Annotated in this window: 9 protein-coding genes and 1 pseudogene; 1 reads left to right on the forward strand and 9 read right to left on the reverse strand. The window is 42.4% G+C overall.

The window, feature by feature from the left end; genetic code table 11:
- Positions 1-75 precede the first annotated feature (75 nt).
- The 8 genes from HT715_RS02085 to rpsL all read right to left on the reverse strand — a co-directional run bounded on the left by HT715_RS02085 (position 76) and on the right by rpsL (position 10,334).
- Positions 76-306 carry a GlsB/YeaQ/YmgE family stress response membrane protein gene (locus tag HT715_RS02085; protein WP_000901572.1) on the reverse strand — a complete coding sequence of 77 codons (231 nt, stop codon included), beginning with the start codon at positions 304-306 and terminating at the stop codon, positions 76-78.
- A gap of 9 nt (positions 307-315) precedes the next feature.
- Complete coding sequence (locus HT715_RS02090) at positions 316-1,557, reverse strand: aminopeptidase (protein WP_138704427.1); 1,242 nt, start codon at positions 1,555-1,557, stop codon at positions 316-318.
- 21 nt (positions 1,558-1,578) lie between these two features.
- The gene (locus tag HT715_RS02095; RefSeq protein ID WP_119946721.1) at positions 1,579-1,731 is read right to left on the reverse strand and encodes a hypothetical protein; all 153 of its coding nucleotides are present in this window, start codon (positions 1,729-1,731) and stop codon (positions 1,579-1,581) included.
- 13 nt (positions 1,732-1,744) lie between these two features.
- Positions 1,745-2,422, reverse strand: coding sequence for a hypothetical protein (locus tag HT715_RS02100; RefSeq protein ID WP_138706629.1), 678 nt, complete (start codon positions 2,420-2,422; stop codon positions 1,745-1,747).
- 37 nt (positions 2,423-2,459) lie between these two features.
- Complete coding sequence (locus HT715_RS02105; protein WP_138707428.1) at positions 2,460-6,851, reverse strand: PolC-type DNA polymerase III; 4,392 nt, start codon at positions 6,849-6,851, stop codon at positions 2,460-2,462.
- A 103-nt stretch (positions 6,852-6,954) separates the two neighbouring features.
- Positions 6,955-9,036 (reverse strand): elongation factor G, encoded by a 2,082-nt coding sequence (fusA, locus tag HT715_RS02110; protein WP_000090345.1) that lies wholly within the window; start codon positions 9,034-9,036, stop codon positions 6,955-6,957.
- A 394-nt stretch (positions 9,037-9,430) separates the two neighbouring features.
- Complete coding sequence (gene rpsG, locus HT715_RS02115; protein WP_000087873.1) at positions 9,431-9,901, reverse strand: 30S ribosomal protein S7; 471 nt, start codon at positions 9,899-9,901, stop codon at positions 9,431-9,433.
- Between the two features lie 19 nt (positions 9,902-9,920).
- Entirely contained in the window at positions 9,921-10,334 is a 414-nt protein-coding gene (gene rpsL, locus HT715_RS02120; RefSeq protein ID WP_001142332.1) for a 30S ribosomal protein S12, read from the reverse strand.
- Between the two features lie 274 nt (positions 10,335-10,608).
- On the opposite strand from rpsL, the pseudogene HT715_RS02125 reads away from it, so the two are divergent.
- Positions 10,609-10,769 (forward strand): annotated as a pseudogene (locus tag HT715_RS02125) (helix-turn-helix domain-containing protein); the annotation flags it as partial.
- 256 nt (positions 10,770-11,025) lie between these two features.
- On the opposite strand, the gene HT715_RS02130 reads toward HT715_RS02125, so the two are convergent.
- Positions 11,026-13,023: a thiol-activated cytolysin family protein gene (locus HT715_RS02130; protein ID WP_138706631.1), complete on the reverse strand. Its 1,998-nt coding sequence runs from the start codon at positions 13,021-13,023 to the stop codon at positions 11,026-11,028.
- Positions 13,024-13,379: the final 356 nt, after the last annotated feature.

Genomic DNA, 13,379 nt, shown 5'->3' on the forward strand with positions numbered 1-13,379 from the left:
AGCAGTGCTTTGAGCAGCCCGCGGCTAGTTTCCTAATTTGCTCTTTGATTTTCATTGAGTATCAGATTTAAGAAATTAACTTCCTCGTCTCCAGAAAATCGCTAAGACAATCATGGAACCTAGTACTGCCGGAATGATGGCAGTTCCTGCTATTATCGGTCCCCAAGTCCCAAAAAGCAAATGCCCTATAAAGGCACCAATCCAACCGAGAAACATTTTTCCAAAACATCCCATGCGTTCTCCACGATTGGTCAGAGTACCTGCTAAAAATCCCACTAGGAGACCAACGAACATACTTCCTAACATATTATCTCCTTAATTTGCCCAATCTCCGTTACGGAAGAGTGGTACACGTGTCCCATCCTCACGGATACCATCGATATCCATTTGACTAGACCCAATCATAAAGTCCACGTGAACATCTGAACGGTTAAGCCCCGCAGCTTCAAGCTCCTCTTCGCTCATCTCCGCTCCACCAACAACGCTAGTTGCGTAGGCTGCACCAATAGCCAAGTGATTTGACGCATTTTCATCGAAAAGGGTGTTAAAGAAGGTAATACCTGACTGAGAAATTGGGCTTGGATCTGGCACCAAGGCACATTCACCTAAGGCACGCGCACCCGCATTTTCAAAGACAAGATCTTTCATGACCTGATCACCCTTCTCAGCAGTAATATCAACGATTTGTCCATCCTTAAAGGTCACCTTAATACCTTCAATGATATTTCCGCTATAGCTAAGCGGTTTTGTAGAAGTGACATAACCATCTGCACGACGGAAGTCAGGCGCTGTGAAGACTTCCTCTGTCGGCATATTTGGCAAGAATCCTTCGCCCTGTGCATTGATAGCACCAGCTGATTCCCAAACGTGGTTCTTCGGCAAACCAAGGGTCAAATCAGTCCCTGGCGCTGTGTAGTGAAGGGCTGAAAATTGTTCTTTATTAAGCATATCTGCCTTGCTCTTGAGGATAGCTGCATGCTCTTCCCAAGCCTTAACAGGGTCTGCTTCGTAGACTCGGCAAGTTTTGAAGATTTGGTCCCAAAGGAGATCGACTGCTTCTTCGTCGCTCGCAGCATTTGGAAAGACTTTCTTAGCCCACTCAAGTCCAGCAGCGGCTGCTACAGTCCAGCTAACCTTGTTAGATTGCGTTGCGATACGCATTGGCTTCATAGCAAGTCCCATAGCTTTGGCAGAAGCTGAGAGCTTGTCAGCGTCCACTCCATTCAAGGCACCTGGGTCAGAAGAACGAACTCCAAGACGGCTAGCCTTGTTCTCCAAAAGATAGTTCATCTCAGCAATCTTGTATTCTGGCACATTGTCCAGACGCTCCATCGGCGCATGGAGGAATTTCTCACGGTTAATGACATCATCTGTCCACTGAACGATAACCTCATGCGCACCCAAAGCGTAAGCTTCTTTGACAATTAAGTGAGCCAACTCACGTTGCTCCACATCGATAGAGAGAGCCAAAGTGTGACCAGGTTGCACGTTGATTCCGTTCGCAACCAATAATTTCGCATATTTTTCTAGATTTTCTTTAAAATTTGGTAAAACCATGTAATTTTCTCTTTTCTATTTTTATTTTTCTTTCAAAGCAGAGAATAATCCTGCTAAAGCAATAGCACCTGACAAGAGTGCTGTTGATAGAAGAATTGTTTGATCAGCAAGTTCCAATTGATACTCAAACACCTTCTTAGCCGGCTTGTCTTCCGCAAAAATTCTTAGTTTCATGAAATGTCCTTTCTTATTCTTCATGCTCTCCTAGGTAGAGGCGTCGTGCCTCTGGACTATTTGTGAGGATATCTATATAGGTTTCATAGTCATCAGGTAGAGGCTTTCCTAAAGAGATATCTTGTTCTGGAATTATATTTTTCCCATAAAGAAAGCAAAGATAGAGACGTTCGTTGAGTGTTGGAAATACTTCAATAGACATAAGTTCAGCCTGACCTACCCGATCCCAATCCTGTTCTTTGATATCTGGTATGATATAAGATTGGAAGAGTCCCATAAGTGGATTATCTTCTGGTAGTCCACTGTCTTTATCCGCCAGAACCAAAGAACAACGTCTACCAAAACCAGCAAGTTGGCGCTCCCTTCCCTTTACCGAAACAGTAATAGGATGCCCTCCAATATGGCTATAAATCCATTCTTTAGGCAGTTCATAATCTAACAGGGGGGTAACTTCTTTGACAATCGCTACAGGACTATAGCGTAGAAACTGGCGAGTAACAGCCTTACAAAAGAGGATATCTTCATCTTTCAAGGTCACTCCCTTCCAGTTATTTTCCTCATTAAAATGGTTGAAAAATACCAGATAGGGATCACGCACCATTTGTGCTAATACATAAACGCCATTTCGCAAACGTATGGAAATAACTTTCCCTGGTTTCCAGGGTGTTGCTCTTTTTTTCTTTTCCATCATGATACAACCTCAAACCTACACAAGACATTTCAAACTTTTAAAACAACTCATCAAACAAACTCAACTGGTTATCCTCTGGCATATTTCCAAGAATACCCATTTCATCCATCTTTTCAACCAAGGTTGATGAGAGGCCACCGCGTTTGCGCAATTCTGTTTTAGAGAGGAATTCTCCCTCTTCACGCGCTCGCACCAACTGCTTAGCAACGTTCTCTCCCAGACCATCCATAGCGACAAATGGCGGGATGAGGGTATCTCCATCGATAAGGAACTCTGTCGCCTGACTACGGTAGAGATCGAGTTTTCCAAACTTGAAACCACGCTCCCACATCTCATTGACAATCTCAAGAGTGGTATAGAGGTCAATTTCCACATTAGAAGCTTCATTGTTCTTCCGTTTTTCAGAGATTTCTTCCATTCTGCGTTTGATGGCATCCAAACCCGCTCCCATGGTCTTGATATCAAAAGCCTTGGCACGGATGGAGAAATAAGCACAGTAGTAATAAATCGGGTGGTGAACCTTGAAGTAGGCTACACGCAAGGCCATCATAACGTAGGCTGCCGCATGGGCCTTAGGGAACATGTACTTGATTTTCCCACAGGACTCGATATACCACTCTGGCACCTTATTAGCCTTCATAGCTTCGATATAGCCATTTCGCTCCTCTTCGGAAATCTTCAGCCACAAGCCCTTACGTACCCGTTCCATGATAGTAAAGGCCATCTTAGGCTCGAGGCCAGCATGCATGAGGTAAACCATGATGTCGTCCCGACAACCGATAACAGTCGATAGGTCTGCTATTCCTTGCTTAATCAGATCTTGGGCATTGCCCAGCCAAACGTCGGTACCGTGGGACAGTCCAGACAATTGAAGCAATTCTGCAAAAGTCGTCGGATGGGTTTCATCGACCATCCCTCGAACAAAGTTGGTTCCAAATTCTGGAATTCCCAACATCCCAGTTGGTGTTCCGATTTGTTCAGGTGTTACCCCTAGCACATCTGTCCCTGAAAAGAGGGCCATCACGCCTTCATCATCCATAGGTATTTCATTAGGATCAATCCCAGACAAGTCCTGGAGTTTTCGAATCATGGTAGGATCATCATGTCCCAGTACATCGAGTTTGAGGACGTTCTCGTCGATATCATGGAAGTTAAAGTGAGTGGTCTGCCATTCAGCCGTCACGTCATCCGCTGGATACTGGACAGGCGTAAAGTCGTAGACATCCATGTAGTTAGGAATAACAACGATTCCCCCTGGGTGTTGTCCTGTCGTTCGCTTGACACCAGCCGCCCCTTGGGCGAGACGCTCCACCTCTGCATCACGATAAAACTTCCCGTAATCTCGCTCATAGCCCTTTACAAAGCCATAAGCAGTTTTAGCAGCTACCGTACCAACCGTTCCTGCACGGAAGGCATATTCTTCACCAAAGATATCACGCACATCCAAGTGGGCGCTAGGCTGGTCTTCTCCCGAGAAGTTCAAGTCAATATCGGGAACCTTGTCTCCATCAAAACCAAGGAAGGTCTCGAAAGGAATATCTTGCCCATTTTTACTGAGTTTGTGACCACAGTTTGGACAGTCCTTATTGGGCATATCAAATCCTGAACCATAAGAACCGTCTGTGATAAACTCGCTATACTGACACTGACCACAGACATAGTGAGGAGAGAGAGGATTGACCTCCGTAATCCCAATCATAGTCGCAACGAAACTGGAACCGACAGATCCACGAGAACCAACCAAGTAACCCCGTTCATTGGAACGTTGCACCAGCATCTGCGAGGCTAGATAAATCACGGCAAATCCATTTCCCAGAATGGAAGTTAGTTCTTTTTCAATCCGCAAATCGACAATATCTGGCAGTGGATTTCCATAAATCTCAAAAGCTTTCTTGTAGGTCAATTCAGCGACCGTTTCTTCAGCCTTGTCAATGAAAGGCGTGTACAAGTCACCCTTAACGACCTCAACAGGTTCAAAGATTTCTGCCAAGGCATTGGGATTTTCAATTACCAGTTTACGAGCCAGTTCCTCTCCCAAGAATGCAAATTCATCCAACATCTCATTGGTCGTTCTAAAATGGGCTTTTGGCAGAGGAGCTGGTTGGGCATGTTCACCATGACCGATAGTTCGGTTAATCATCGCACCCTGTCCCAAACTACGGACGATAATTTCACGGTAAATCTCTTCTTCTGGTTCGATATAGTGAACATTTCCCGTAGCCAGAACAGGCTTGCCAAGGCGATCTCCAACCTCTATCAAACTCTTGATAATGGTCTGGAGTTCCTCCATATCCTTGACCTGTTCTTTGGCAATCAAGGGCGCATAGATAGCCGGTGGCATGACCTCTATAAAGTCATAATACTTGGCCACCTCAACCGCCGCATCCACACCTTGAGAAACGACCACGTCAAAAACTTCACCCTCTGAACAGGCTGAACCTAAAATCAAGCCCTCTCGATGGGCATCTAGAACCGTTCTCGGAATCCGTGGCACTCCTTCAAAATACTTGGTATTAGACAAGGAAACCAGCTTAAAGATATTTTTTAGACCTACCTGATTCTTGACATAGATGGTCGCATGCTTGATCCGAGCTTTTTTGTAAGAATCTGGACTGATTAGATCAATGTTGAGTCTAGCTAAATCGGTCACACCATGTTTTTCTGCTACCTCTTTGATAAAGATGAAAAGCAGACGACCAGTCGCTTCCGCATCGTAGTTGGCCATGTGGTGATGTTCCAAGGCCACACCAAAACGCTTGGTCAAAGGCCCCAAACCATGGCGTTTATACTCAGGATAGAGGTTTCTAGCAAACTCCAGCGTATCAATAACTGGCTGACTAATCTTTGGAAGATCATGACGCTCATAATTAGCATTCATAAAGCCAACGTCAAAGGTAGCATTGTGGGCAACTAGGACCGTATCCTTGCAAAATTCTTGGAATTCTTGCAAAACTTGTTCTAGTGGTTTGGCATTTTTGACATGATCATCTGTAATTCCAGTTAACTCTGTAGTAAAAGCTGACAAGGGATGCCCAGGATTGATAAATTCATCAAATTCAGCAATAACATTCCCCTTGTACATCTTAGAGGCCGCAACCTGAATCAAGTCATTATAGATAGCTGAAAGTCCCGTCGTTTCCACGTCAAAGACCACGTAGGTTGCTTCCGACAAGTCCATCTCCACTTCGTTATAGACGATAGGGACACGGTCCTCCACGATATTGGCTTCCATCCCATAGATCAGCTGGATTCCCGCTTTCTTAGCCGCCTTATAGCCATGTGGAAAGGACTGGACATTCCCATGGTCTGTGATAGCAACCGCCTTGTGTCCCCACTTAGCAGCTGTTGCAACAATCTCTTCGACCTCTGGCAAAGCATCCATAGTCGACATGTTAGTATGAGCATGAAACTCAACCCGACGCTCACCTTCTGGCATCAAATCCTTCCGCTCATAGTGAACAACTTCCTGCACATCCTGTACGTTCATAGTCAAATCGCGTGTGAAGTTATTCATCTCCACATTCCCTCGAACTCGGAGCCAAGAATTCTTCTTGATGAGGTCAAACTTCTGGGCCTCTTCCTCGTTTTTAACCCACTTTTGCATAGAAAAACTTGAAGTATAGTCCGTCATTTTAAAGTTGATTAAAACACGACCTGTTCTAGTCACTTTTTGCTCCACATCAAAAACAACCCCTTCAAATACCAGACGATTTTCCTCTGTCGTCACTTCGATCATAGGAGTAATCTCCGCCTTATCCAGCTTGGGTTTAGCTGCAGCTTTTTTCGCTTGAAAATCAAAGGCTGGTTTCTCTTCCGCTGGAGGAGGCGCCATCTGCTCCAGTTGTTCCATAGCACGGAGCGCTTCCTCATTGGCAGCTTGAACAATCTGCTCATTTTCAGCATGAAAGGCCTCTTCCTGCTCTTGGGTCAAGACATCATTCTTCTCGACTTGACAGTTAAAAGTTGGAAAACCAAACTTTTCAAGTTGTTTGGCTAAATTAGGAAGATGATTCTTCTTAAAATGTTCCTTATCAATCGCTTCAGATCCTTCAATAAATAGCTGATTACCCTCAGCACGAACTTGCAAATTTTGATAAAGGGACTTAAAACCTTGACTAGCACATGGACCTTCAGAGAAAGCCTCCCTATAGTAGGACTGCAAGAGCTGATTTGAAAATTCTTGAGACCGAGCCTTAATTTCAAAAACAGCTTTATTGCCTGTCTTAGAAAATTCTTCGCTCAAACCTTTCTTTAATTCTAAAAAGATTTCAATCGGTAAAATATTAGAAAATACGAAATGAAACTCCCATACCTTACTAATTTTATGAACCACAACTCGCTCAATATTGGCCTGTGCTAAAGCAGGAGCCTGTCTCATTTCAGCAGGCATCCCCAATTGATTCATCAAAATTTCAAAACTGTTTGACATTCATTTTCCTCACATTATTCTCCTACTATTTTACCATATTTAGAGGTATTTTCTAAAGACAAAAGGAAGCCACTAAGTGACTTCCTTCTAGAGTGAGGACAGATTAGTCTTCACCTTTGTTTTTCTTAATGATTTCTTCTTGTACTGACTTAGGTACATCTTCGTAGTGGTCAAATACCATCATGAATGTACCACGTCCTTGAGATGCAGAACGAAGAACTGTTGCGTAACCGAACATTTCAGCAAGTGGAACGTAAGCACGAACGATTTGGCTGTTACCATGTGCTTCCATACCATCTACACGTCCACGACGAGCAGTTACGTGACCCATAACATCACCGAGGTTTTCTTCTGGAACAGTGATTGTTACAAGCATCATTGGTTCAAGGATAGCTGGTTGTGCTGATTTAGCAGCTTCTTTAAGGGCAAGTGAAGCCGCGATCTTGAAGGCAGTTTCAGATGAGTCGACATCGTGGTATGAACCATCGTAAAGCTTAGCTTTAACGTCAACCATTGGGTAACCTGCAAGTACACCGTTAGCCATAGATTCTACCAAACCTTTTTCAACCGCTGGGATAAATTCACGAGGAACCACACCACCGACGATTGCGTTTTCGAATTCGAATCCTTTACCTTCTTCGTTTGGAGTAAATTCAATCCATACATCACCGAATTGACCTTTACCACCAGACTGACGTTTGAAGAATCCACGTGCTTGAGTAGAAGCTCGGAATGTTTCACGGTAAGATACTTGAGGAGCACCTACGTTCGCTTCAACTTTGAACTCACGACGCATACGGTCAACAAGGACGTCAAGGTGAAGCTCACCCATACCTGAGATAACTGTTTCTCCAGTTTCAACGTTTGTTTCAACGCGGAATGTTGGATCTTCTTCAGCCAATTTTTGAAGGGCGATACCCATCTTGTCTTGGTCTGCTTTAGATTTTGGCTCAACCATCAATTGGATAACTGGTTCTGGAACGTTGATTGACTCAAGGATGATTTTAGCTTTTTCATCTGTCAATGAGTCACCAGTTGTAGTATCTTTCAAACCAACGGCAGCAGCGATATCACCTGAGTAAACAGTGTCAATTTCTTGACGGCTGTTAGCATGCATTTGAAGGATACGTCCGATACGTTCACGTTTACCTTTAGAAGTATTCAATACGTATGAACCTGATTGAAGAACACCTGAGTAAACACGGAAGAATGTCAAACGACCTACGAATGGGTCAGTCATGATCTTGAAGGCAAGAGCTGCAAATGGCTCTTCGTCAGATGCTGGACGAGTTTCTTCAGCGTCTGTATCTGGGTTAATACCTTTGATTGCTGGGATGTCAAGTGGGCTTGGAAGGTAGTCGATAACCGCATCAAGCATCAATTGAACACCTTTGTTTTTGAAGGCTGAACCACACAATACTGGGAAGAATTCAACGTTGATAGTCGCTTTACGGATACCAGCTTTCAATTCTTCGTTAGTGATTTCTTCACCTTCGAGGTATTTCATCATCAATTCTTCGTCAGTTTCAGCAACTGCTTCAATCAATTTTTCACGGTATTCTTGAGCTTGGTCAAGGTATTCAGCTGGGATGTCTTCTTCAAGGATATCCGTACCAAGGTCGTTAGTATAGATTTCAGCTTTCATCTTGATCAAGTCAATGATACCACGGAAGTCATCTTCAGAACCGATTGGCAATTGGATTGGGTGGGCATTTGCTTGAAGACGATCGTGAAGTGTGCTTACAGAGTAAAGGAAGTCAGCACCGATTTTGTCCATTTTGTTGGCAAATACGATACGTGGAACTCCATACTCAGTTGCTTGACGCCAAACTGTTTCAGTTTGAGGCTCAACACCTGATTGTGAGTCAAGAACGGTAACTGCACCATCCAATACACGAAGAGAACGTTGTACTTCGATTGTGAAGTCCACGTGTCCTGGTGTGTCGATGATGTTTACGCGGTGGTTGTTCCATTGAGCTGTTGTTGCAGCAGATGTGATAGTGATACCACGTTCTTGCTCTTGCTCCATCCAGTCCATTTGTGACGCACCTTCGTGAGTTTCACCGATTTTGTGGATTTTACCAGTGTAGTAAAGAATACGCTCAGTAGTTGTTGTTTTACCGGCATCGACGTGAGCCATGATACCGATATTACGAGTTTTTTCAAGTGAAAATTCGCGTGCCATGAGGTTTGTTTCTCCTATTTATTTTTGATTTCTATTCTATTATAACACGATTTTAATAAAAACGGATAGGCAGGACCTACCCGTTCTCAATGTTTTCATGCTATTGTTGGTTTCAACTTGTAGATTTACAAGTTGAATTGAACTCGGGCTAAAGTTAATTAGCCGATTTGAGCCGGAACGGGATGCTGTGTGAAAAAGATAAACTTCCTTGTATTCGTCGAATACTGCGTCAGTTTCCTATTTTCACCTTGCATCCTTACCGTTCCTAGTATCATGATATAGTTGAGCTCAAGCTAAAAGTCTGGAGAAAAAGATGAATCTCATTGGTTGCAATCGCAACCTGCTTCGATTCCCTATTTTCTCTGGGACTTTCTTAACGCTTTCGCATCCTATCTTACCAACGGAAGTGTGCGAATGCACGGTTAGCTTCCGCCATACGGTGAGTGTCTTCACGTTTCTTAACAGCTGCACCAGTGTTGTTAGCAGCATCCAAGATTTCTTTTGCAAGACGGTCTTGCATTGTGTGTTCACCACGAAGACGAGCAATTGTTACCAACCAACGAAGTCCAAGTGTTGTACGACGTTCTGGACGAACCTCAACTGGGACTTGGTAGTTAGAACCACCAACACGACGTGCACGTACTTCAAGTACAGGCATGATGTTTTCCATAGCTGTTTCAAATACTTCAAGTGCATCGTTGCCAGTAGCTTCTTTGATTTGCTCAAAAGCACCGTAAACGATTGAAGCAGCTGTACCACGTTTACCGTCAAGCATAACGCGGTTGATAAGACGAGTAACTAGTTGTGAATTGTAAAGCGGATCTGGCAATACGTCACGTTTTGGAGCTCTATTTTTACGACTCATTTCTCTTTATCCCCTTTCCTTATGCTTTTGGACGTTTAGTACCGTATTTAGAACGGCCTTGTTTACGATCGTTAACACCTGCAGTATCAAGTGCACCACGGACGATATGGTAACGTACCCCTGGAAGGTCTTTTACACGTCCACCACGAAGAAGCACCACGCTGTGTTCTTGCAAGTTGTGTCCGATACCTGGGATGTAGGCAGTAACTTCGATAAGGTTGCTCAAACGTACACGAGCGAATTTACGAAGGGCTGAGTTAGGTTTTTTAGGTGTCATTGTTCCAACACGAGTTGCAACACCACGTTTTTGTGGTGAAGAAACGTTTGTTTGAACTTTTTTATGACTGTTGTAACCAACGTTCAAAGCTGGTGATTTAGATTTTTCTACTTTTGATTTACGCGGTTTGCGAACCAATTGGTTAATTGTAGGCATCTACATACTCCTGTGTTTTTTTATTTTTGGTGATGATACACTTGGTGACAGCTATCATCTGTGTGTACTTTTGCAACATTTGTCAGCACGTCCCTGTACACTCTTGAGAGACCAAAAGTAAAAAGTACCGTCTATTATTGTAACAAAATTTTCCATTGGTTGTCAAGATATTTTTCTTTTTTATTGTTAATTTTAGCTCTGCGTAACTTCTCAAAGTAACTTCCACTTGCCTGACCGAAGTGGAAATTAGTCTAAAACGGATTTTTATGGTGGAATTAAGTGTGAGACTTTCCGTTCCATCGTTGAGAATATGGGAAAAGGCCCGTCAACGATTTCGAAGGAAATCAAGCGCAATCGCATCATGCATCCAACATCCGTCAAATCTGATTACACGGATTTCCCACTTCTCAAAAAGCTCCTTATGTCTGTAACAACGCGTTTTTCTCATACTAAAAACTAGGTTGTGGAAAACTGGAAGTTAGTTTTATATTGAATTGAAATAAGACATGAACAAATCTATTGAGAAAGTCAACTTAATTTCTAGAAATGTTTTAATAGCAACAACGTACTATTCTAGTTTCAATCTGCTATAGAAGTTACCCTTTCATTCTCTCAAAAGTCAATCATAAAAGAGGAGAAATCGAAGTTCCTCCTCTTCACTGTTTACTATCGAATCAAGTAAATCAAATTGTTACTCATTCACAATTTTTTCATCAACTTTAGGGTTTAGAGTTGTTCCCCAATGTGTAATTGTACGCTGTTGTACTAGTGGTAAGTCTGTGCGGTTGTAAACTGTACGCCATGGTTCCCATACAAGACCTGTCTTTTCTTGAACCTTGATACGAAGATTACGGACATTTCCTCTAAATTGAATCTCTGTTTGGAAGCCTGAAGTTCTGTTTTTTCCGTTATCTTCCCATTGACGTGAACGGATTTCTGGATTTCCTTGTTCATCATATGTAATTTCATCCCAATAAATGTAGTAACGCGCAACATAAGCACCCTTATGATGAAGTTTCAAGAAACCATTTTTGTAAGAAGTAACCTTCGTTTCGATATAGTCTGTACTATTTTGTAAAGTTGCTTGGGCATTATCTTTTAGGAAGGCAGTCTTATATGAGATTGGCACAGCTGGACTTTGAGCGCTAAAGTTAGCTCCTTCTCTGATGAGTTCCTTCAAGTTTTCGACTGTTCCTGTGACAACTTTGGCAGCACCGCTAGCATTACCTCCTACAATTACTGCTGTTACAGAAGTATTCTTCAATAGACGGCTCCATTCAGAATTTGGAGCAATTGTTGCACCTTTGATAACCGCATTAATAGCTGCTTTTAATTCAGTAGACTTACTTGTTGACTCAAACTTAACATAGATTTGACGTCCGTAAGAAACATTTGATACATATACAGGTGGAGTTTGTGAATCAACGCCTCTTTGTTTTAAATCTTCAGGTGTCACACTCTTGTCAAATACAGCTGCTGGATTGGTCGGTGCATCAAATGTCGCTGTATAGTAAATTTGTTTAAAGTTTACAACTTCAATTTGCTTTTCACCCTTTTGCACAGCCTCAAAGTCAATCTTGAGCGGTGCGCCTGCTTTTTCAAAGTCTGCACCAAATTTTGCTTTCAATTGGTTCATGCTATAGGCTGTAGTTGATTCATACTGAACACGGGCAGGAACGGAATGGCTAGATGAGTAATTCTTTGTCCATCTTTCAACCAAGGTATTCATCGCAGACTGCATACCACTAGTTGTAGGATCTGCTTCAATTCGGCTGTCAGACTGAATCATACCAGGTAAATCGACGCTGACTGTCCCCTTTGCACGGGCAAGACTAATCAATTCTGGCTGATTTTCTAGCAGATTTTGGTTTGCCTTATACAAGCCACCTAGGAAGACATTTTGATTTCCATTGATGGAAACATCTGCTGTGCCTGTAGAGAGGGTTTTCTTGATTTTTTCTACAACGACAAACTCTCCATTTTGTTCCTTAGCACTTGTGTTGTAGCGATTTTCTAAGGTTTCTCCCTTGCGAGTTAAAATATCTAAAGGATTATAAGTTAAGCCAAAAAGGTAGTCTTTCAATGCTGATGTTTGATCTACTACTGGTGCAGTTCTATCCTGTCCAACTTGAGTTGTTGCTGAACGGAATACTTCCACTTCTGCCAAGCTCAATGGGGTATTTTTAGTTCTCAACTCCACTTTTACATAACGAGCGCCTTTGGCGGTGAAGAAAACTTCAAGTTCTGCCTTCCCATTCAAACTATCAAAGTGTTGACGAGCAACTTCTTGTTTTCCTTCATTTAACAAAACAACATCAAAATTGGAAAGACGATTAGCTACATTCCCATCTCCACGATTGTAAAGTTTAACTTTTCCAACATTCTCTGTTTTTCCAAGATCGACTTGCCACCAAGCATTGTCTTCAAAGTTTGTATGCGTTACAGAATGGTGCCCATAGTCACTATCAACATTACCATCCACTGCTCGTGTAGCAGCTCCTCCATAAGCAGTAGAGCTTTGACTAGCTTGTTTTCCACGAGCGATGTTTTCTGTCTCAACTGGACGATTCCCTTGCTCTGTAGCCAAAGCTACTCCCTGAGCGTTCAATAAAAAGGCCGCAACAACAGCACTACACACACCGAGTCCACACTTTTTGACAAAGCGATGCAAACGTTTTTCTTGATTCATTCCTTATTCCTCCGTTTTTAAATGAATACGTTTTCCTATTTGTCTATAGTTTATCAAATTTCAAGTAAAAGTCAAGCAAAAATCAGCAAAAAAGTCAAGAAAATAAGAAGAAAACGTTTGCTGAATTTTTCTGATATTTTCTTTAGATTTCCAGTAAATACTATAGTTTGGAAACTAGATAACACTTGAAAAACACTAACTTTTTTCTTTTCCTATTTATAGTTTCACTAGATGAGCTTTTTAAAAGAAATATTAGAGATCAATTTCTGAATAAAAATAGCTGGGAACACATCATCTTCCTAATAATACGGCTTGGCTTATGTGACATTTTTATACTTTCAAACCACGTCAACGTC

The organism is Streptococcus sp. 4155 (assembly GCF_013276695.1).
Lineage (GTDB): Bacteria > Bacillota > Bacilli > Lactobacillales > Streptococcaceae > Streptococcus > Streptococcus pseudopneumoniae.

What these genes read in the sequence shown, in the direction of transcription:
- rpsL (WP_001142332.1), bottom strand. Translation starts at nt 10,334, where the DNA reads ATGCCTACAATTAACCAATTGGTTCGCAAACCGCGTAAATCAAAAGTA.
- HT715_RS02090 (WP_138704427.1), bottom strand. Translation starts at nt 1,557, where the DNA reads ATGGTTTTACCAAATTTTAAAGAAAATCTAGAAAAATATGCGAAATTA.
- HT715_RS02095 (WP_119946721.1), bottom strand. Translation starts at nt 1,731, where the DNA reads ATGAAACTAAGAATTTTTGCGGAAGACAAGCCGGCTAAGAAGGTGTTT.
- HT715_RS02085 (WP_000901572.1), bottom strand. Translation starts at nt 306, where the DNA reads ATGTTAGGAAGTATGTTCGTTGGTCTCCTAGTGGGATTTTTAGCAGGT.
- fusA (WP_000090345.1), bottom strand. Translation starts at nt 9,036, where the DNA reads ATGGCACGCGAATTTTCACTTGAAAAAACTCGTAATATCGGTATCATG.
- rpsG (WP_000087873.1), bottom strand. Translation starts at nt 9,901, where the DNA reads ATGAGTCGTAAAAATAGAGCTCCAAAACGTGACGTATTGCCAGATCCG.
- HT715_RS02105 (WP_138707428.1), bottom strand. Translation starts at nt 6,851, where the DNA reads ATGTCAAACAGTTTTGAAATTTTGATGAATCAATTGGGGATGCCTGCT.
- HT715_RS02100 (WP_138706629.1), bottom strand. Translation starts at nt 2,422, where the DNA reads ATGATGGAAAAGAAAAAAAGAGCAACACCCTGGAAACCAGGGAAAGTT.
- HT715_RS02130 (WP_138706631.1), bottom strand. Translation starts at nt 13,023, where the DNA reads ATGAATCAAGAAAAACGTTTGCATCGCTTTGTCAAAAAGTGTGGACTC.